Raw genomic sequence first — 19,642 nt, 5'->3', positions numbered from 1 at the left:
TAGAACAGCCTGCAATGACACTTGTTGAAATGCTTGAGGGGAACGCAAAAGCGTTCCCCTCAAAAACTGCTGTTATCTACCGCGACGCCGGCATTACTTATGGGGAACTAAACACAGCCGTCAACAGGCTGGCGCATACCCTGATTAGCTTAGGGATAAGAAAAGGCGACAGGGTCGGATTCATGCTCCCGAGAACCCCCGCGCTTGTAATTAGTTTCCTCTCCATTGCAAAGGCGCAGGGGATAGCGGCGCCGATAAACTTTGAACTGTTTGAAGACAAAATCAGGAGTATTTTAATCAGGATTGCGCCCAAATGCCTGATTGTTCATAAGCAGTTTTTAGAACTCGCTCAAAAATCCATCCCTGAAGACTCAAAAATCCTGCTTATACTTGCCGATGAAACCGGAGGAGAATGCTATTTCTCATTTGACGGAATGCCGCACAGAGGAAGCCTTGATAATCTGCCGCTTACGGCTGATGGGAATGATGTCGTTTATCTTAACTATACATCCGGCTCCACAGGCAGCGCCAAAGGAGCTGTTACTACACATTCAAATATTTACTGGAATACTGCCGCTTCAATTAAGGCCCTGCATTTAACGCCCGACGATATCCATCTCTGCATGTTTGCCCCGTTTGCTCATCCGCATGAGATTTTTGCCAGACCGTTATACTTAGGCGGGACCATAGTAATGGTGGATAAGATTTACCCTAAATCCATTGCAGAGGCAATATCAAAACACAGGGTAACATGCATGATGGGATTAGCTCCTCTCTATGAGACACTGCTTGAGATGCTTGAGCACAAATCTTACGACATCAGCTCCCTGAGGATACCTGAAAGCGGCGGGATGTTCACAAAGACAGAACTGATTGAGAGATTCCGGCAAAAAACCGGCGTGCCGATCCTGCCTGTGTGGGGAAGCACGGAAACAACAGGAATTGCCATTGCCAATACTCCGGGAGAACCAATAGAACACGGCTCGGCAGGAAAGGCCTGCATATCTTACGAGATAAAAATCGTTGACGAACACGGCGAAGAATTGCCGGATGGCGATATTGGCGAAATGATATTCAAAGGACCTGCAGTTGTCAGCGGGTATTATGAAGATTCAATAAATACCGCCATGTGTCTTAAAAACGGCTGGTATTACAGCGGAGATTTAGGCAGGAAAGACGGCGCCGGCAATTATTATTTCGTTGACAGAAAATCAGGGATGATGAAAATTGCGGGACTAAAGGTCTATCCACTGGAGATTGAACTCACCCTGATGGAACACCCTGACATCAAAGAGGCTGCTGTAATATCCGTTAATGACAAACTGCGGGGAGAAATACCCAAGGCCTTCATAGTGGCAAAAAACGGAAAAAAGCTGACTGCAGATGAAATCGTTGATTTCTGCAAAGAGCGTCTGCCTAATTATAAATTGCCGCGGCTTGTGCAAATACAGGAATCTCTTCCCAAAATCGGGAGTGGAAAGATAAATAAAAGAATATTACAGATGGAGGAAGTATAAAAGCGCTCATTGTTAATGCAGAGTGGAAACCGAGAAAAGGACCTGCGCTCACTAAAGATGAACGGCTGAAGAAAAGGGCCTTCAGCGGAAGCAGCGCCTGGCGGAATCCCCGTTTTGAAGTCAAAGATGTCCCGGTCCCGCAGCTGCAAAATAACGAAGTGCTTATTAGAGTCAAGTCCTGCGGCATCTGCGGCTCTGACACCCACCTTTATGAGACCGATAAGGATGGGTATATAATCTTTTCCGGTCTTACTAAACTCCCCTGCACTGCCGGTCATGAATTCTCAGGAATAGTTGAAAAAACCGGCAGCAGAGTAACTACGCTTAAGGCAGGCGACAAGGTCGCAGTTGAAAGCATTATGTGGTGCGGCGTCTGCCGGCCCTGCAGAAGCGGCTCCCCGAATCAATGTATTAATATTGAGCTGATGGGATTAAGCGCTGACGGAGCGCTTGCTGAATATGCGGCTGTTAAAGAAAAGTATTGCTGGAAAATAAACGAACTGACAAGATTATATCCCGGCGACATGGTCTTTGACATCGGCGCGCTCATAGAGCCTGTCGGATGCGCATATAACGGCATCTTTATTGCCGGAGGCGGATTTAATCCGGGCGCTGTTGTTGTGGTCTACGGAACAGGGCCTATCGGGCTTGGGGCCATCGCCCTTTCCAGAATAGCCGGCGCAAGTAAAATCATTGCTTTTGACAAAATTAATGAACGGCTGAATATTGCTAAAAACATGGGCGCCGATTTTGTATTTAATGTAGATAAACTTCATGGATGTAAACCATCGGATAAAGTTATGGAGCTTACAGACAGATGGGGAGCTGAGGTGCAGGTTGAGGCCGCAGGCGCTGCGCCCGCTACAATTCCTGAGATGGAGAAATCCATGTCTGTAAATGGTAAAATAATATATCTGGGAAGGGCGGCAGCGTCAACGCCCATGTATCTGGATGTCATGGTTTCAGGCGCCAACAAGATTATCGGCGCAAGAGGACATTCGGGCTATGGAGTTTTTCCATCCATCATAAAACTCATAGCATCAGGCCGGCTCAGACTTGAGAAAATGATTACAACAAGGTATCCTTTTAAGAAAGTCTTAACCGCGCTTAAGGCGTCAACAAAAAGGACTGACGGAAAGATTCTTGTAAAAATCTGAATGAAACGGAGCGTTTTAAATGGAACTTAGAAAATACTGGGAAATTATTTTAAGAAGAAAGTGGATAATTATCAGCACTTTCTTAGTCATTTTCCTTACATCTGCGATAGGCGCCAATGTCGCTACAAAGATTTATGAGGGAAAGGCAAGGGTGCTTGTTGAAACCCCCCCTGCCCTCTCATCTCTTTTGTCTAATTTAGGCGTGCCCCAGAGCGCCCTGCCGCAGCAGCAGGATCCAACAACTTACACCTATGATACAGAAATTGCCCTAACATCAATCAGGCCCCTCGTTGAAAAACTTATCACCAACTTAAACCTCAAAAACCATTCAGGAGAAACATTAAAATATGAAGAAAGTGATTTTTCCATAATGGACCTTATTTTCCCTCAGCCTTATATAGATATAGAACAATATGAAGAGTCAGCTCTTCTGAAAATCACCGGCGGCTCCACCAACCGTGAAGAGGCTGCCAAGATAGCCAATGAACTGGCTAACCTCTATATAGAAGATACCATTCAGAGAGCGCGGGAAAGCTACAAAACCGCCCGTTTGTTCATAGAAAACAAAATAAGGAATGTTAAAGATGAATATTATAATTCTCTTTTGGAAAAGAAAGAATTCATGCTTAAAGAAGGAACCGTGGACCTCTTGGAGGAAACCAAGGACCTTCTTGATTATATATTAACCCTGAAAAATGACTATAAAAATAATGAGTTTGCCATAGCACAGGCTAATGAAAGCATTAATCTGATAGAAAAAAAGATTGCGGGGAAGACGCCTGTTTCCAGCGCCCTTGTAAACAGCATGCAAACGCAGTTAAATAATTTATTGGTTGATATTGCAGCTAAAAAAATTGAGCTTACAGAGGAGCACCCTGATGTAATACAGCTCAATAAACAAATTGATACCATTAGAAGTTTACTGAAAGAAAAAATAGAGGTCACTATAAGCGAAAAGGACATCTCCATTGCGCCGGTATATGAAGAATTGCTCAGAAACCTGAAAGACGCGTACATTACCAAAGCAACGGGAACAATAAAAAGAGAGCAATTACAGAAATTTATTGACAAGGCTCAGACCGAACTGATGAAGATTCCTTATAAGAGCACGCGTTACGCAGAGCTGGGTCTTTCACTGACTGTCAATCAGGATATCTATAAAAACCTTCTGGAATATCAGAACCAGGTGGGTATTGCAGAATCCATGACACTTTCCAATATCAGACTGGTTGAACCTGCGGTTGTACCGGATGCTAAAAAACAATATTTCCCGCCAAAGATATTGATTTATGTGCTTGGGGTATTTCTCGGCGCTTTCTGGGCATTTTTCCTTGGTTTCTTTATAGATTATATAGACCATACAATCAAAGGGCCCGAAGACTTAAAAGATTACAAACTTACATTCTTAGGTTCAATTCCCATATTTAAAAAGGGCAAACATTTGGTCTCAATGACAGACCCCAACGACCCGGTATACGAAGCCTATCATAAGGTGCTTACCAATATCAATTTTGCATCTCTTGAGAAGCCGAATAAAAAACTATTAATAACCAGCCTTCATCCGCTTGCGGGGTGTTCAACAACCATAGCCAATCTCGGCATTCTGCTGGCCCGTGAAGGCAAAAAAGCGCTTCTTGTTGACGCTGACTTGAGGAGGCCTAATCTTCACACATTATTCGGACTTTCAAACGCAGCGGGGCTGACTGATTTGGTATTGGAAAATGCCTCAATAGACAGGGTAATTCAAAGCTCAGGGATTAACGGGCTGGATATTTTAACTGCCGGACCGACACCGCCTGACTCGGGAATACTTATTAAATCAGATAAAATGAGCGGCGTCATTAAACAGCTTGAGGGCAAATACGACATGCTTTTATTTCATGCCGCCCCTCTCCTGCTTAAAAACGACGCCTTGCAGTTAATGAAAAATTTAGATGATATGATTATTCTGCTAAAAAATAAATCCACTACACATCCTTCCATCGTAAAAGCAGATGAACTGCTGAAGAATGCAAATATTAGTCCGGCAGGGGTCGTCTTAAATTGTGTATGATGTTGTAAACTTTTTCTTCCCGCATACCGCAGACTGGATACCGGCATTTTTCAACCAATAAGCAAAAAGGAGATAATAAATGAATGTTTTACTGATACAATCGCATCTGGGCAGAAGAAAACATGCGCCTATTTTTCCGATTGGTTTAAGTTACATCGCTACTGCCCTGAGCGGAAAACACAAGGTTAAGATACTGGACCTTAACATGTGGGAAATGCCTGCCGCGTTTGAAAATATGGAAAAGGAAATTTTGAATTTTATGCCTGACGTTATCGGGATATCAATAAGGAATATTGACAGCACCGCAAGGACGGACATTTTTTACCATTTTAAGACAATAAAACCGACTGTAGAGCTGATAAAAAAAATCAAACCGGACGTTAAGCTGATTGTCGGCGGGGCAGGCTTCTCCCTGTTTGCACAGAAAATCATGGAGCGCGTGACTGAATTTGATTTTGGAATCTATCTGGAGGGCGAGGAATCCGCCGCAGAGCTTTTAGATAATCTTGATGCCCCCGAAACCGTTAAGGGCATATATATTCGCAAAGAGGGTTCGGCAAAATTTACCGGTTTCAGGGAGCCGGTGGATTTTGCCAAAATACCTGCTCCTAAAAGGGACTCTGCATTTATTGACATCAATAATTATATAGGTCCGGTGGAATCAGCCATAGGCCTTCAGGCAAAGCGGGGATGTATTTTGAAATGCGCATACTGCAATTACCCTTTTTTAACCGGAAACAGACTGCGCCTGCGTCCGGCAGAGGATGTCGTAGATGAAATAGAATATTTGAGCAGTCTGGGAGTCAGACGATTCTGCTTTGTTGACAATATCTTTAATATTCCCAAATCACATGCCAAAGAAATATGCGAAGAAATAATCAAAAGAGGTTTAAAGGTTGAGTGGAGCGCATGGTATGAAGTTAAAAATGCAACCGAAGACCTGATACATCTTGCTAAAAAAGCCGGGTGCATACACTTCGGGTTTTCTCCTGACGCCCTGACCGACAAGGCCCTTTCCTACCTTAATAAAGGCATCACTACAGAGGACATAAAAAACAGCATAAATATTTTCAGAAAAATAGACAGGATAAGGGTGGGTTATAATTTTTTCCTGATGCTGCCCGGAATGAACCTGATGGATGTTTTTAAAACAGCCTTTATGTTCTTCAAGGTGCCTATCCTCTTGTTCGGCAAAGGAGGCGCCGGACTGGGATGGATACGGATTGAACCGCATACTGAGATACACCGCAAAGCCGTTGAAGAAGGTCTTGTGCGGGAAGATAACGACTTGTTTCCGGAAAATGAAACTGAATTAAAAAACCTGTTTTACGCCAAACCCTTTTTTAAGCCTTTAGATTCATTTATTATATTTTTCATTAAATTCTTTGACTGGTATCTCAAACCTGCTTTAAAATTTTTAATTAAGGGTCCTGCCAGAAAGAAAAGATAATAATACAGACCCCGCATTCAGGCAATCATCATGATGCAAATAACCTATTCTCTGGTTTTCATTGTTATCAGTGTTCTTATTTACTGGCTCCTTCTGCCGGTAAAATGGCGCAATATCTTTCTGCTTGCAGTAAGCCTCTTTTTTATGTCCTTATTCAGCATAAAGTATACCCTGTATCTTTTTCTCAATGTCCTGCTTGTTTATCTTGCGGGAACATACATAAAGAGGAGTGAAGAAAACAGAAAATCGCTCCTCATATCCGCGCTGGCGCTTTTAATCGGAAATCTCTTGTTTTTCAAATATGTCGATTTACTGTTCAATACTGTGTTTAAATCCGGCGCGCCATTTTCAGTACTGCCCGCAACAACATTTTCAAAGATTCTTATGCCCGTGGGGATGTCTTATATCCTTTTCAGGTTAATACATTATATTGTGGAAATCTACAGAAAAACCCTGCCGGAGCATTCGTTCAGTGATTTAGCGCTGTATGTCTTTTTCTTTCCCACATTTTTAGCCGGTCCTGTTGACAGATTTCAAAATGTCCAGCCTCAAACCGCCCAAAATAAATCTTTTGACCCTTCGGATATCAACTATGGTTTGCTGCGCATCATTTCAGGAATGATTAAAAAGTTTGTCGTTGCAGATTCCCTAAAGCCGTTCATAATGCCCGTGCTCTCCTCTCCTCATGAATATTCCTGGGGTATAGTAATGCTTTCCGTCTACGGCATCGCAATTCAGATTTACATGGATTTCTCAGGCTACACAGATATGGCGCTCGGAACGGCAAGGCTGTTCGGCTATAAGATTATAGAAAATTTTAATTATCCATATTTTAAAAAGAACATTGCACTATACTGGCGGAACTGGCATATGTCCGTATATAGTTTTATAAGAGATTATTTCTTTTTTCCCTTTTTCGGATACAAAGCGACACAGGCAAAGATTTATGCCGGGATGTTTCTGACAATGGTAGTATTCTGCCTGTGGCACGGCGGCAGTCTGCATTTTTTGATTCTGGGCGTTTATCACGGCACAGGACTGGTGGTATGGCAATGTTTTCAGGAGATAAAAAACAGGCATAAACGGCTCAAGAAAGTCGTTGACAGTAAATATTTAGATCCTGCCTCAATTTTCCTGACATTCAATTTCGTCAGTCTCGGCCATGTAATTTTCGCCTTTGAAATGGATGCCGCAACCAGCATATTCAAGAGGATATTTTTGCCGTCATGAATCAATATGACATAATCTTTATTCATCCGCCGAGCATCTTTGATTTCAGGGACCGGGATGACATATTATTCGCTTTCCTGAGCAGTTCAAGCATAGCTGTCTCCCCTGTTTATGAGATGTATCCGCTCGGTTTAAAAACAATTGAAACATTTTTGGCACAGCAGGGCAAAAAAGCAATAATAATTAATTTAGCTGATATGATGCTTAAAAATCCCGGATTGGATGTTGAAGCATTCTTAAAGACGCTTAAAGCCGGAATGTTCGGGATTGACCTGCACTGGCTTGCGCATGCTCAGGGCTCGCTTGCTGTTGCAAAAATGCTTAAGAAATATCATCCTGACACCCCGGTTATTTTAGGCGGTATTTCTGCAAGTTATTTTTACAGCGAACTCATGGAATATCCTCAGGTGGATTTCATAATTCGGGGCGTAGACACGCCGTATCTGATTGACAAGCTGTTAAATCAGCTTAGCCGCGGAGAATATCATGATATTATGAATCTCTGCTGGAGAGATAAAAGCAAAAAAATAATTATTAATAATTTTTCCAATGCCGTCAGTTACAACAACATTATTGACTGGACACATTCCAGTAAAGGCATCAACTACTTCATGGTGTTTTCAGGCGCAGGATGCGAATATAACTGCACTTTTTGCAGCGGCTCAAAATATTCCATGCATAAGCATATGGGGGTAAATAATGGTTTTGCAGTCAAAGAAATTCCGGCTTTTCTAAGAGAACTTGAGTCTATCAAAGAATACAGCTCTAAAAATTCAACAGTAATAACCCTTCATCACTGGTTTGAAGACATAAACCTTCTTGAAAAAGTACTGAATACCTTTAAGATGAGCAATATCAAAACAATTCACTTCACTATATTTCAACTGCTGTCAAAAAACCACATTAAATTAATGTCAGCCTACAATATCAGGCCGTTTTTTGAAATCAGCATACAGTCAGGCTCGGAAAAAATCAGGCGGATGTGCGGCAACCCTCCATATTCAAATAAAGAGCTTGAAGAATGGCTTGACTATCTGTTTGCACAGAACAAAAAATCCATTATTGGTATTTTCCTTATGATCGGACTGCCCGAGCAGGGTGAAGCAGATGTCATGGAAGATATTAAATACGCTGGGCATTTAATGAAAAAATATGAGAATTTTGATCTGAATGTTTATATGTCGCCCATGAGGCCCTTTCTGGATCCCGGATCAATAATTTACGATAATCCTGAAAATTTCGGCTATACAATATTTTTCAATACATTTAAGGACTATGAAAAGGCTTTGATGGTGCCCCATTGGAAAGACAGTCTTAATTACGAGACAAGATGGATATCAAAAAAACAACTGGTTGATATAAGCTATAAAGCCACCCGGGAATTAATCGCGGTCAAACAGAAGTCAAACAAACTGCCGCCGGTAATATCCGATGCAATGACAGAGAAGATTGACTCTACGGTCCGCCTTCTGAATATTATTGAAAAATATGACAGGGGCTCCCTGCCCCATGATGTCCGCAGGAAAATCCTTGAATACAACAATATGATATTCAAAGGGAGTCCTTCCCAGCAAAGCCCTTTTAATTTCAGTATTCATAAATACTGGCATGAATCATAATAATCTGTTGCATACTAAACTATATTTATGTTTTGATATACGGTAAAATCAGGAGGAAAAAATGAAAGAACAAATCAGGGAATTTATCATTAAAACCTTTATGTCCGGCGAAGGGAGCATAAAGGATGATGAGAATCTGTTTGATTCCGGCATAATAGACTCACTCGGACTTATTAAACTGCTCGCATTTATCGGAGAGAAATTAAAGATATCTGTAGATATGAGCGACGTCACAATGGATAAGTTCAGCAGTGTCAACAACATAATGAAAACATTAGAAAGCAAAATGCATAATTAAATCTGCGGAGGGATTATGGGAAAAAGTAAAAAATCATTATTTTTGATGACAGGATTAATATTAATTGTAATTGCAGTCATCTACATCATCTATCTTTTGGGGCATAAGTTTGAAGGCTTTGTATATGACAAATTCTAAAAGCTCTTTCTCATTTTCAAATATTATGCGGCAGGACTGGTTTAAGGCTCTCTGCCTTGCATTCCTTATAATTTTAATAATTGTTTTATTTCTGGAAATCACAGACAGAATCCTTTTCCGTCCCAAAAGCATTTTTGCAAGAACCGTGAGTGATTTTGAAAGCCGGAAAAATGAGATTAAAGTTTTATTTCTCGGCCAGTCTGACATGCAATTTGCCATTATTCCCGACAGGCTGAATTACAGCGCATATAACTTTGCAGCCGCCAGCGAAAATTTTATAGAGACATACTATAAGCTTGAACACTACATCAACGACATGCCCAAATTAAAAATAATCGTTCTGCCGCTCAACTTTCAGAGTTTTTCGTCATACAGGGCAGACATACTGCAATGGGAGTATTTTAAATACGGATATATCTCAAACAGCGACCTCCGGGATTTGTATAAGCTGAAAGGAGTTGTCATGCTGAGAGAAAAACTGCTCAGTTTCTGCCCCATTGTAAGAGGGATAGAGATGATTGATTTCATGCGCAATATAAAAAAGCTGTTCTCAAATCAGAATATTGAAAAAACAGAAACGTATAAAGGATACCTTAAATATGTTGGAAGCGATGTCACAAAAGATTCGGCCATTAAAAGGGCAACAAGACACTTTAAGGGCCATGACATTTTTAATGAGGATTTCCTGTTGTATTTTGAAAAAATTTTAAAACTGTGCGGAGATAACAATATCAAGGTTTTTATCCTGACATTGCCGGTAACCGATTATTATATAGAACAATCAAAACAATATGTAGACAAGGAATTGTTTTATAATAAAGCATTAAATAATCCGCAGTACGGTAAATATATCTCTAAGCATTTAGACCTCCTGGAGATTTACGCAAACAATCACGACCTTTTTCTGAATTCAGACCATCTGAACTACAAAGGCGCCATGAAGGTCACGGATATCGTTGCGGCTGAATTGTCCAAATAACTGTGTACAAGATTGTAAATAAAAAGAAACTATTTGCAACAATCATTGCAGATATAATAGGAAATGCTGTATTTTTTCCAAAAAGAATATTCCGCAAAGAAAAAAGCATTGACCGGAATGTTAAGGAAATATTAATTATAAGGACAGCCTATATCGGTGATGCTGTAATGGCGCTCCCCATGCTAAAGCCCCTGAAGACGAAATTTCCAGAGGCGCATATTACCTTCCTGACATCAGAAAAAGCAAAAGATATTTTTTTTAATAATCCATATATCACAGAGACCATCGCTTACGACCCCTTCTGGTTTTATAATTCAAGCAAGGGAAAATATATCAGGTTTATACGGGAAATGATGAAAAGGCGTTTTGATATTGTTATTGAAGCGCGGGGTGATATACGCGAATTACTGCTCATAGCCTTTCCTTTGAAAGCTAAAGTGAAAATTGGTTTCGGTTTTGGCGGGGGCGCATTTATCCTGGACCATGTCGTTCCATATGCAAGCAGGAAACATAAACTTGAATATCATCTGGACCTGATAAAATATTTAGGATGTGAAGTCAAGGATATTGAATGGGGGATTTATTTAACAGAATCCGAACAGGGGAAAATTAAAGAAATTATGGAATCACACGGAATAACAAAGCCATTTATCACTGTCCATCCCGGGGCCAGACATCCGCTGAGGAGATGGCTCACAGAGCGGTATGCGGAATTGTATGATTCTTTAATTGAAAAATATAACATACCTTTGATTATTTTTGGCTCTCACGAGGAGACCGGGCTTGCTGAGAATATCATCAGCATTATGAAACACAAGCCAATATCATTGGCAGGAAAACTCAGTTTAAGAGAACTTGCAGGGGTCCTATCGGAATCACTGTTATTTCTATGCAACAACAGCGGACCATTGCATATTGCGGCCGCAATGAAAACGCCTGTTGTTGTTTTGCACGGGCCGTCAAAAAGTTACTGGGACGCTCCGTATGGAAATATCAGCAGGATAGTGGAAAAAGATTTTTCATGCAGGGACAATTGTGATGAAAACTCCTGCCTTAATAAACGATTTCATGCATGCATGAACGATATCACAGTTGAAGACGTCCTTTCTGCCGTAGATGATATCTTAAACACACTGAACAGGCAAATACAATAAAATCTGCGAAATGATACGAAATCTAAAGTCACTGCTTTTCACCGACATCCCTCTCTGGTTTGTCTGGTTTCCCTTCCGCAGTCTGATACAGCGCCTCCCCCTGAGGTTGGTTACTCTTCTCGGCGGTGTCGGCGGTATTGTCATGTATAAATTTTCCAAAAAAAAGAAAAAAATAATAACACGGGAAATCTCATTGTTATTCAGCAAAACCGCGCCGTTGAAACAGGAAGAAATTGAGAAAATAGCGTATAAAGGCATACAGGTATTTTGCAAAAGACATATGGAGAACCTTTACTGGGGAAAATTAAATCATGAAATAACCGGACAAATGGTCTCTATTGACGGGATGCAGCATCTTGAGAATGCCTTAAAAAACGGCAGCGGCGCCATTCTGCTTACTGCCCATTTCGGCTCCCATCTCCTCCCCCCTCTTGTATTAGGCTTTAAAGGCTATAAGATTCATCAGGCTGCAGGGCCGCCTTTAATAGACAAACAGAGGCCGATATACCGCAGGATTTTCAACCAGCGGGTAAAGGAATCGGAAAAACAGCCGATTAATTTTATCGTAATCGGACAGTCTACACGGAACATGTTAAGAGTGCTCCGGAAAAATGAAATATTATTTATTGCATTTGACGGCAGTGAGGCAAGTAAAATGATTCCGGTGAATTTTTTTAATCAAAAAGCATTTTTTTCACCGGGCACATTTAAGCTGTCGCTCATGACAAAAGCCCCTATTCTGCCCACTTTTATTATCAGGCAGAAAGACGACACTCACAAGATAATTATAGAGCCGCCTTTTGAATTAGAACCGGCTGAAGACGAAGAAAAAACCCTGGCTTTAAATACTGCAAGATTTGCTAAAATATTTGAGAAATACATTTTGAAATATCCGTGTCACTATGTGATGACATTAATGCGCGTGGAAGAACTGATTCAGGAAGGCGCGCTTCAGACAAATCTTTTTCGGACAGAAAATAAATAAAAAGAAACTACAATGAAAAAAAAATATGAAGTCATAAGCCTTCAGCCTCTTCCTGTAAGGCACTTCAGTTTCAGCGAGGTATTTAATTACATGATAAAAGAGGATATGATAAAAATTAAATTTATTGAATTTTCATTCTTCAGGCAAATCATGACAATTTTGCGGGGCTATGAAGACAAACTGTTTTTTCCCCGCATTATTACAAATATGTTTAATCTAATAAAACTGCTCTTATCTAAAAATAAAACCATTATAATAGGGGCGGCGCCATACAGTATAGTCATATTTTTGCTGAACCGGTTAAAGTCCAGACACAGATGTATATTCTATACGTCCTGGCCTTTTTGGGACGGAGAAAGGTTTCCTGAAAAAATTTATTTCCCTGCACAGAGAAAAGCCTGGCATAAATTCTTAGACGGTATGGTATCTGCCGGTGTAACCAAATCAGCAACTGAAGGTGTTGCAAAATACGGCGCAAAAGGCTTTCATATCCCGCATTCCATAGATACCGGGTTATTCGCACCGCCAGACAGTAAACCCGCTTCTGATAAATTGAAGGTGCTGTATATAGGCAAGCTTGTAAAGATAAAAGGACTGCCGCTGCTTATTAGTTTGATAAAAAATAATAAGTGGGAAAATATTGAGTTTCAGGTTGCCGGCGGAGGTCCTTTTGAAAATGAAATAGTAAGCATGGAGAATGAGCGCTACCCTGTTAAATATCTTGGTTTTACAAAAAACCAGAAAGATTTGGTATCAATTTATCAAAACGCTGATATGCTTATCGTGCCGTCTTATCATGAAAATTTTTCAGTCGTGATAATTGAGGCAATGGCATGCCGGCTTCCGGTGATTGCAACCGGCTGCGCTGGTCCGAAGGAAATAATAGAAGACGGTGCAGACGGTATAATTGTGCCGGTAAATGATGAAGGGGCGTTAAGAAACGCTATTCTGAAATTAGCCGCTTCGCCTGAATTGCGGGACAGGCTTGCCAAAAACGGCAGGAAAAAGGCAGAGCAGATTTATAATTTAAAAGAAGCTGCAAGACGGTGGCTGACGGTGTTGGAAACAGCCCATAAAACATAGAGAGAGGCGCTGATAAAATGAGCATGCGGGGTTTCATTGCGAGGACTAAGGCAAACTTGTATTTTAAACTGCCATTCCATAACTATATACTTAACATTATAAAACACAGACAGTTCAGCGGTCTTTATATACCCAGGGCAATTCATATTGAGGTTACCAATTTCTGCAATGCAAAATGTATCCTGTGCCCTTACCTGAAAATGACCAGGCCAAAAGGCTACATGCCATGGCACATATTTGAAAAAATAGTTGACGAATGCACACGGATTGAAGGCGGCGGACTGAAGATAATCCTGCACAAAGACGGCGAACCCCTGATGGACCCCCTGCTATTTAAAAGAATAGAGCATATCAAAACAAAACTGAAGAAAAGCCATATCCATTTTAATTCTAATGCCATGCTCTTAAATGAAGAGAAGGCTGATAATATCCTGAATTCACGGCTTGACTCAATTACCTTCAGTGTTGACGGGGCATCAAAAGAAACTTACGAAAATATCAGACATGGTCTTAAATACGAAACCGTAGAAAAAAATATACTGAATTTTTTAAAAAGAAAAAAAGAATCGGCTAAAAATATCCATGTGACCCTGCAGATGGTGGTAATCAAAGATAATCTGCACGAAGTTGATGACTACAAAAAACTGTGGGGCGATAAGGCAGACAGAATATTCATCAAAAAAGCGCATAATTTTTTAGTGCAGAAAACCTCATTCCAGGGAGGAGTGCTGGGTGAGAAGCAATTAAGCAGGTGCATGCAGACATTTTATCTTATGTTATTCTACTGGAACGGTGATGTTGCATTATGCTGCTGGGATTATGACAATTTAGTTGGAGTCGGGAATATTGAAAAAGGCTCGCTGTTGGAAATTTATAATAACGAAAAGTTTAATAAGGTAAGGAATGCCATGATAAATAAGAACTGTAAAGATATCGCGCCCTGCAATATCTGCTCGCAGATCTACGGGAAAGACGGTCCTCTGTGGGATTAAGCATGAAAGAGAGCAATAAAATGAAAACCTCGGTTTCTTACTGGAAGCTTTTCCGGATAATCTTTGTAATTTTTTCCCTTATTCTTATGGGCGATGTATTCTTTCGCTGGGACGGGTTCAGGTTTTATGCGTCATTTTCCGAGTTCCTGCCGAGTATTGCCCTTATAACAATCCTTTGGGGCGTCATAGCTTCATTTACAGCCTTTTTCATATGGGTGTGTCTCAGGGTATTAGAATGGTTTTTCCTGCGTGCTAAATGGAAAATCAATACGGAATATCTTTTGTTTTTTATAAGCGTTCTGGGATTGCTGTTGGTAATAATCTGGACTGCCAAACTGCTCCTGTTCCAGCAAAAAACAACATTACAATTAAAAATGGCAGTTTTATTTTGTACAGTTCTTATATCAATTTTTCTCACCAGGCTTTCCCGCAATAAGCTGTCTGCCGTTCATGAACTGATTACCCCGCTTGTGCTGTTGTTTGGCATCTGGCTTGTACTCTCCTTTCCGTTGGTAATTTATCATACATGGCTGAAGGAAAAGCATAATGTAATATCTAAGGAGATGCGTCCGGACTCCAATATATACAAAAAACAGCCCAATATTATTTTAGTTACTTTTGATGCCCTGACAGCGCGTAATATGTCAGTCTACGGGTATTATAAAGAGACAACGCCGTTTATCAGCGAATGGGCAAAAACAGCAGCGTTATTTAAAAAAACCGAGGCTGAAAGCAATCATACAACGTCAACCACCGCCAGCCTTATGACCGGCAAAAGACTATGGACGCATCAGACTTATCATGTGGACGGTTCACAACCCCTAAGGAGCACTACTGAAAATCTCCCGCGGCTGCTGAAAAATAGAGGTTACTTTAATATGGCTTTTATACAAAACACCAATGCATCAGTTGAATTATTCGGCATGTCTGAAAGTTTTGATGCTGCCCCTCTGCCGACTGAATTTGAAAAGCCTGCTTCCTTGTACGAATTTATAAATAAATTTCTGTATCAGACATTCGGCAATAAAATCAGACTGCATGACTGGCTGGTAAAGAAAGATTTCATTTTATACAAATTGCTGATGACAATCTCCCGGGATTACTCTAAGACAACAGCGCCGCCTGAAGATGTTTTCAAAAGATTGCTCTCAACTTTGGATTCGGAGCAGCCTGAGACTTTTTTTGCCTGGCTTCATATCCTGCCGCCGCACGACCCTTACCTGCCGCCGGCTCCGTATATGGGAATGTTTGACCCTTCACATAAATTCAGGACGCAAAAAACACAAACCGAGTTTTTTCTCAAGAAAGGCGCATTGAAAAAACAACCGGACATTGAAACCATAAGGTCCCGCTATGATGAATTCATCAGGTATTGCGATGAGCAATTCAAGGGTTTCATCAGAGAGTTAGCAATAAGAAATAAATTGGAAAATACGGTTATTATTTTATCGGCAGACCACGGTGAAGGTTTTGACCCTGACGATTTTGGACACTTCAACGAGCATCTCTATGAACATGTGACCCATATCCCTCTTATTATTAAAGAACCCGGGCAGAACAGAGAGCGGATTATTAACGATGTGGTAGAACAGATAGACATCCCGGCTACCATTCTGGATATGGCGAATTTACCGGCGCCATCATGGATGGAAGGGCGTTCGTTGATGCCGCTCATGCGGGGGAAGACCCTTCCGCAAATTCCTCATTTTTCTATGGCTCTTCACAGCAACCGGATTCGTCAGGAAATTAACAAAGGGACTATTGCCGTCTGGGAAGGCGACCATAAATTAATATATTATTTTAAAGACGGAAAGTCCCTTCTTTTTAATCTGAAAAAAGACCCCTTTGAACAGACAAATCTTTCTGAAAAAGAACCTGTATTAAAACAGCGTCTTCTCAGCCTGATCCGTGATAACCTCCAAAATGCCAATGAAAAGATTAAGGAAAAAAATAAGCAATGAGGAAGATAACATGATATTTTATTCTAAAAAGATGTTATATGCCGCTGGTATTTTTTTCCTGCTGATAGTTGTTTGTCTTGTTAATCCGCTATACCCCAAAGAAAGAATTACGGGAGGTTCTGAGAATTCCGCTTATTCGGAAATGTCACAAAAAAGAGAACAGATGCGCAGGCTGATAAAGCAAAGGGAGGAAGAAGGGGCGGATCTCTCCGAGGTAATGTCTGTTCTTGAACAATCCCGTATTGCCAGACAAAACGGCGATAAACAGGAGAGTATCAGGTTATTGGATAAGGCGATCACCCTGCTTGAAAAAGGAGGATTTACAAAACCAAAGCAGGCCGAAACTGCCGCAATTACACAGGGAAGTGAAATAACCGTAGAACTGCCTGTTGGTTCAGCGCAGGTTGAAGTAACGGAATTAGTTCCGGATGCCGCATCAGGCAAGGATATCAAGACCGGCGGACCTGCATTTAAATCATACAATCTGCCTGCCGACAATAAAAAGGTGCGTTTAAAATTAGGCGGTGTGCCGTTATTCGTAAGAGAAATTACAAGTCAGTCTGCCGATAAACAGACAAAGCAGGCTGTTTCAAATTGCAAGGATTCGCCGTTCGGTATCCACGATATTGATAAGTTTGACGAAAGACTGGCGGATGTGGGAGCCTGCTGGGTCCGCCATGCGGGCAAAACAGCCCTTATCTGGGACATGGCGGAGCCTGAAAAAGGAGAATTTGACTGGTCCCGAACAGATGATGCGTTAAATGAAACTCACCGCAGTAATATTGAAACAATAGTCAACATCAGCACTTTCAATCACTGGGACCAGGGCAGAGGACGGGGACGCGGAAGTAAAAAATTAGTTAAGGATATTACGGCATACCAAAACTTCTTACAGCAGACCGTAAGGAGATACCCTTTTGTTAAGGCATGGCAGATTGAAAACGAACCTGACAATAAACTATTCTGGCCGGATACGCCTGAAAATTACCTGACCCTGCTTAAAGTGTCCTATCAGGCAATCAAACGCGCAAACCCTGATGCCATGGTGGTTATCGGCGGCGCCTCTCATCCAACTGCCCTGGACGGTAAGTTCTGGACAGATGTGTTTCAGTTATTGGAAAAACAGAAAGGCAAAGAGCGTTATTTTGATGTATTTGATATCCATTGGTTTCTGCACGTAGACAGGTATATGCAGAATCTTGAGCAGTTGACTGAATATGTGCAGAACGCAAGGGTAAAGCTGAACAAGGCCGGTTATCAGGCCGTCCCTATCTGGATTACCGAGATGGCATCTTACAGCGGAAGCCCGATGGAATTAGGCCCGGTTTCAGAAAAACAGCACGCAGGCGAACTTGTTAAATTATATCTTCATTCACTGAGTCAGGGTGTGTCAAAAATATTCTGGGTGAGGTTAATTGAATGGAGCGGATTCAAAGGCAAGACAAACGGATATTTCGGCAATACAGGACTTATAAACAACCCTCTTAACGACGGTGAATCACATAAAAAACTGGCTTATTATTCATACAAAAAACTTGCGGAACTGTTCAGGGGAATTAATCTGAAAGACATCAATATATTAAATCCCGGAGGACAGGCGCATGCATATAAATTTATTAAAGACGGACATCCGGTTTATTTTGTATGGTAAACACTTATAATATTTTCAATCCAAGATTGGCCGGAATAATTCTGTTTTCGTTGGGAATAGGATTGTCATGTATTTTCATCCCGTGGTATCTGGTCGTTATATTTTCCATTGTGTTTGCCCTGGCAGTCTTTCTTCATCTCAGACAGCGGTGGTGGGCATATATGTTTGTTTTTTTAATCCCTTTCATGGGCATCAAATATCCGGCTATTTATTTAACCGTGCAGGGCTATGTCAGGGGAGATGCAATCCCCCTGCTGCCTTATCTGTCAATTTTTGCCACCCTATCCTTTTTTATTAGTACCATTGTAAATTCCCGTAAAAAAACCTTCAAAAATCCGTTGTTTATCCCGGTTCTTCTCCTTGTAAGCTACGCTGTTTTCACCATATTCTGGAGCCCGGCTGATGTAGATTTTAACCTGTACTATTTAATGTATCTCCTTGTGGATATTTCACTCTTTTATTTCCTGTTTCATATTATCATCACCAATGATGAAGCCTTTCACAGAAGGCTGATGTGGTGTTTTCTTTTTTCAGGCGTGTCACTTGCCCTTCAGTCGCTTTGGATTTTGTATCTCATGGCAAGCAATTCTTCCGGCCTCATAACATTAACCTCGGTAAAAATATTTGATTGGCTCAGCCTGGACCTTTCAGCAAGGCCCCCTGAAAAAGGGATAGAATCAGTCCATGGATTTTTTCTCGGCCCGCAGGAAACATCCATGGTGCTTGATACGATAATTTATGCGGGCATGGGCCTGATGCTGACGGAAAAGAAAAAATTAAAAAGACTGTTTATACGGATAATAATTGTAATGCTCATGGTGGTTGTATTCCTCACCGGAACAAAATCCGGTATGTGGTCGCTTATAGGGATTTCTTTCGTATTTGTATTTGTCAGCTCGCAGTTAAGAAAGAATTTTTTCCGCAACAGTTTTATTGTCCTTGCAACATTTGTGACTATTATACTGTCTATAATCATTATAACCGGTCCCAAGAAAAGAGACCCCAGGATTATCAACGTAAGCGCGCAGGACCAGAGTTCCATGGGACAAAGGATAGGCTACTGGAAGACCGGCTTCAAGGAAATCAGCAGGAGAGAACTGGCGCTTTTCGGTTTGGGGATAGCAGGCTTTAAGTTCGTCACCATCCCGCAAATGATATCACATGCCCACAATATCTATCTGTCCCTGTTTTTTGATTTCGGCGTTATGGGGCTCATATTTGTTTTTCTTATTGTATTTATCCTGCTCAAAATGTTTTTAAAGGTATTGAAGCGGCAGAATACTTATTATCAGCACATATCCGTGGCATTCGCAATCAATCTCCTTACCATAGGAGTAATAGGGTTAGTCTATATTCCATACTACATGGGTTACGT

At 41.1% G+C, this 19,642-nt stretch carries 15 protein-coding genes; all 15 read left to right on the top strand.

The genetic code is table 11. The features are described from left to right. Nucleotides 1-14: 14 nt before the first annotated feature. On the top strand, nucleotides 15-1,517 hold the full coding sequence (locus HZA10_00075) for an AMP-binding protein (protein MBI5194698.1): 1,503 nt from the start codon (nucleotides 15-17) through the stop codon (nucleotides 1,515-1,517). A gap of 158 nt (nucleotides 1,518-1,675) precedes the next feature. Further along, nucleotides 1,676-2,674 (top strand): alcohol dehydrogenase catalytic domain-containing protein, encoded by a 999-nt coding sequence (locus HZA10_00070; GenBank protein MBI5194697.1) that lies wholly within the window; start codon nucleotides 1,676-1,678, stop codon nucleotides 2,672-2,674. Between the two features lie 19 nt (nucleotides 2,675-2,693). Next, a complete protein-coding gene (locus tag HZA10_00065) occupies nucleotides 2,694-4,727 on the top strand; it encodes a polysaccharide biosynthesis tyrosine autokinase (GenBank protein MBI5194696.1) in 2,034 nt (677 codons plus the stop codon). A 79-nt stretch (nucleotides 4,728-4,806) separates the two neighbouring features. Beyond that, the gene (locus HZA10_00060; protein MBI5194695.1) at nucleotides 4,807-6,177 is read left to right on the top strand and encodes a cobalamin B12-binding domain-containing protein; all 1,371 of its coding nucleotides are present in this window, start codon (nucleotides 4,807-4,809) and stop codon (nucleotides 6,175-6,177) included. A 30-nt stretch (nucleotides 6,178-6,207) separates the two neighbouring features. After that, nucleotides 6,208-7,407, top strand: coding sequence for an MBOAT family protein (locus tag HZA10_00055; protein MBI5194694.1), 1,200 nt, complete (start codon nucleotides 6,208-6,210; stop codon nucleotides 7,405-7,407). Then, nucleotides 7,404-9,026, top strand: coding sequence for a cobalamin B12-binding domain-containing protein (locus tag HZA10_00050; GenBank protein MBI5194693.1), 1,623 nt, complete (start codon nucleotides 7,404-7,406; stop codon nucleotides 9,024-9,026). Before HZA10_00055 ends, HZA10_00050 begins: the two co-directional genes overlap by 4 nt. A gap of 61 nt (nucleotides 9,027-9,087) precedes the next feature. Beyond that, on the top strand, nucleotides 9,088-9,324 hold the full coding sequence (locus HZA10_00045; protein ID MBI5194692.1) for an acyl carrier protein: 237 nt from the start codon (nucleotides 9,088-9,090) through the stop codon (nucleotides 9,322-9,324). A 124-nt stretch (nucleotides 9,325-9,448) separates the two neighbouring features. Further along, entirely contained in the window at nucleotides 9,449-10,441 is a 993-nt protein-coding gene (locus HZA10_00040) for a hypothetical protein (GenBank protein MBI5194691.1), read from the top strand. Nucleotides 10,442-10,443: 2 nt separating this feature from the next. Next, the gene (locus HZA10_00035) at nucleotides 10,444-11,595 is read left to right on the top strand and encodes a glycosyltransferase family 9 protein (GenBank protein ID MBI5194690.1); all 1,152 of its coding nucleotides are present in this window, start codon (nucleotides 10,444-10,446) and stop codon (nucleotides 11,593-11,595) included. A 10-nt stretch (nucleotides 11,596-11,605) separates the two neighbouring features. Continuing rightward, nucleotides 11,606-12,580, top strand: a complete 975-nt coding sequence (locus HZA10_00030) for a lysophospholipid acyltransferase family protein (protein MBI5194689.1) — start codon at nucleotides 11,606-11,608, stop codon at nucleotides 12,578-12,580. Nucleotides 12,581-12,592: 12 nt separating this feature from the next. Further along, entirely contained in the window at nucleotides 12,593-13,663 is a 1,071-nt protein-coding gene (locus tag HZA10_00025) for a glycosyltransferase family 4 protein (GenBank protein MBI5194688.1), read from the top strand. Between the two features lie 23 nt (nucleotides 13,664-13,686). Then, on the top strand, nucleotides 13,687-14,655 hold the full coding sequence (locus HZA10_00020; protein ID MBI5194687.1) for a radical SAM protein: 969 nt from the start codon (nucleotides 13,687-13,689) through the stop codon (nucleotides 14,653-14,655). Between the two features lie 20 nt (nucleotides 14,656-14,675). Next, complete coding sequence (locus HZA10_00015; GenBank protein ID MBI5194686.1) at nucleotides 14,676-16,616, top strand: sulfatase-like hydrolase/transferase; 1,941 nt, start codon at nucleotides 14,676-14,678, stop codon at nucleotides 16,614-16,616. 10 nt (nucleotides 16,617-16,626) lie between these two features. Further along, nucleotides 16,627-18,267, top strand: a complete 1,641-nt coding sequence (locus HZA10_00010; protein MBI5194685.1) for a cellulase family glycosylhydrolase — start codon at nucleotides 16,627-16,629, stop codon at nucleotides 18,265-18,267. Beyond that, the coding region (locus tag HZA10_00005) for an O-antigen ligase family protein (GenBank protein MBI5194684.1) at nucleotides 18,261-19,642 on the top strand (1,382 nt) is incomplete at its 3' end. The genes HZA10_00010 and HZA10_00005, both read left to right, overlap by 7 nt.

This window comes from Nitrospirota bacterium, assembly GCA_016212185.1.
Classification (GTDB): Bacteria; Nitrospirota; Thermodesulfovibrionia; order UBA6902; family DSMQ01; genus JACRGX01.
This window is presented reverse-complemented; position numbering and strand designations above follow the sequence as displayed.

What these genes read in the sequence shown, in the direction of transcription:
- HZA10_00040 (MBI5194691.1), top strand. Translation starts at nt 9,449, where the DNA reads ATGACAAATTCTAAAAGCTCTTTCTCATTTTCAAATATTATGCGGCAG.
- HZA10_00050 (MBI5194693.1), top strand. Translation starts at nt 7,404, where the DNA reads ATGAATCAATATGACATAATCTTTATTCATCCGCCGAGCATCTTTGAT.
- HZA10_00015 (MBI5194686.1), top strand. Translation starts at nt 14,676, where the DNA reads ATGAAAACCTCGGTTTCTTACTGGAAGCTTTTCCGGATAATCTTTGTA.
- HZA10_00010 (MBI5194685.1), top strand. Translation starts at nt 16,627, where the DNA reads ATGATATTTTATTCTAAAAAGATGTTATATGCCGCTGGTATTTTTTTC.
- HZA10_00045 (MBI5194692.1), top strand. Translation starts at nt 9,088, where the DNA reads ATGAAAGAACAAATCAGGGAATTTATCATTAAAACCTTTATGTCCGGC.
- HZA10_00075 (MBI5194698.1), top strand. Translation starts at nt 15, where the DNA reads ATGACACTTGTTGAAATGCTTGAGGGGAACGCAAAAGCGTTCCCCTCA.
- HZA10_00030 (MBI5194689.1), top strand. Translation starts at nt 11,606, where the DNA reads ATGATACGAAATCTAAAGTCACTGCTTTTCACCGACATCCCTCTCTGG.
- HZA10_00020 (MBI5194687.1), top strand. Translation starts at nt 13,687, where the DNA reads ATGCGGGGTTTCATTGCGAGGACTAAGGCAAACTTGTATTTTAAACTG.
- HZA10_00025 (MBI5194688.1), top strand. Translation starts at nt 12,593, where the DNA reads ATGAAAAAAAAATATGAAGTCATAAGCCTTCAGCCTCTTCCTGTAAGG.
- HZA10_00065 (MBI5194696.1), top strand. Translation starts at nt 2,694, where the DNA reads ATGGAACTTAGAAAATACTGGGAAATTATTTTAAGAAGAAAGTGGATA.
- HZA10_00060 (MBI5194695.1), top strand. Translation starts at nt 4,807, where the DNA reads ATGAATGTTTTACTGATACAATCGCATCTGGGCAGAAGAAAACATGCG.
- HZA10_00055 (MBI5194694.1), top strand. Translation starts at nt 6,208, where the DNA reads ATGATGCAAATAACCTATTCTCTGGTTTTCATTGTTATCAGTGTTCTT.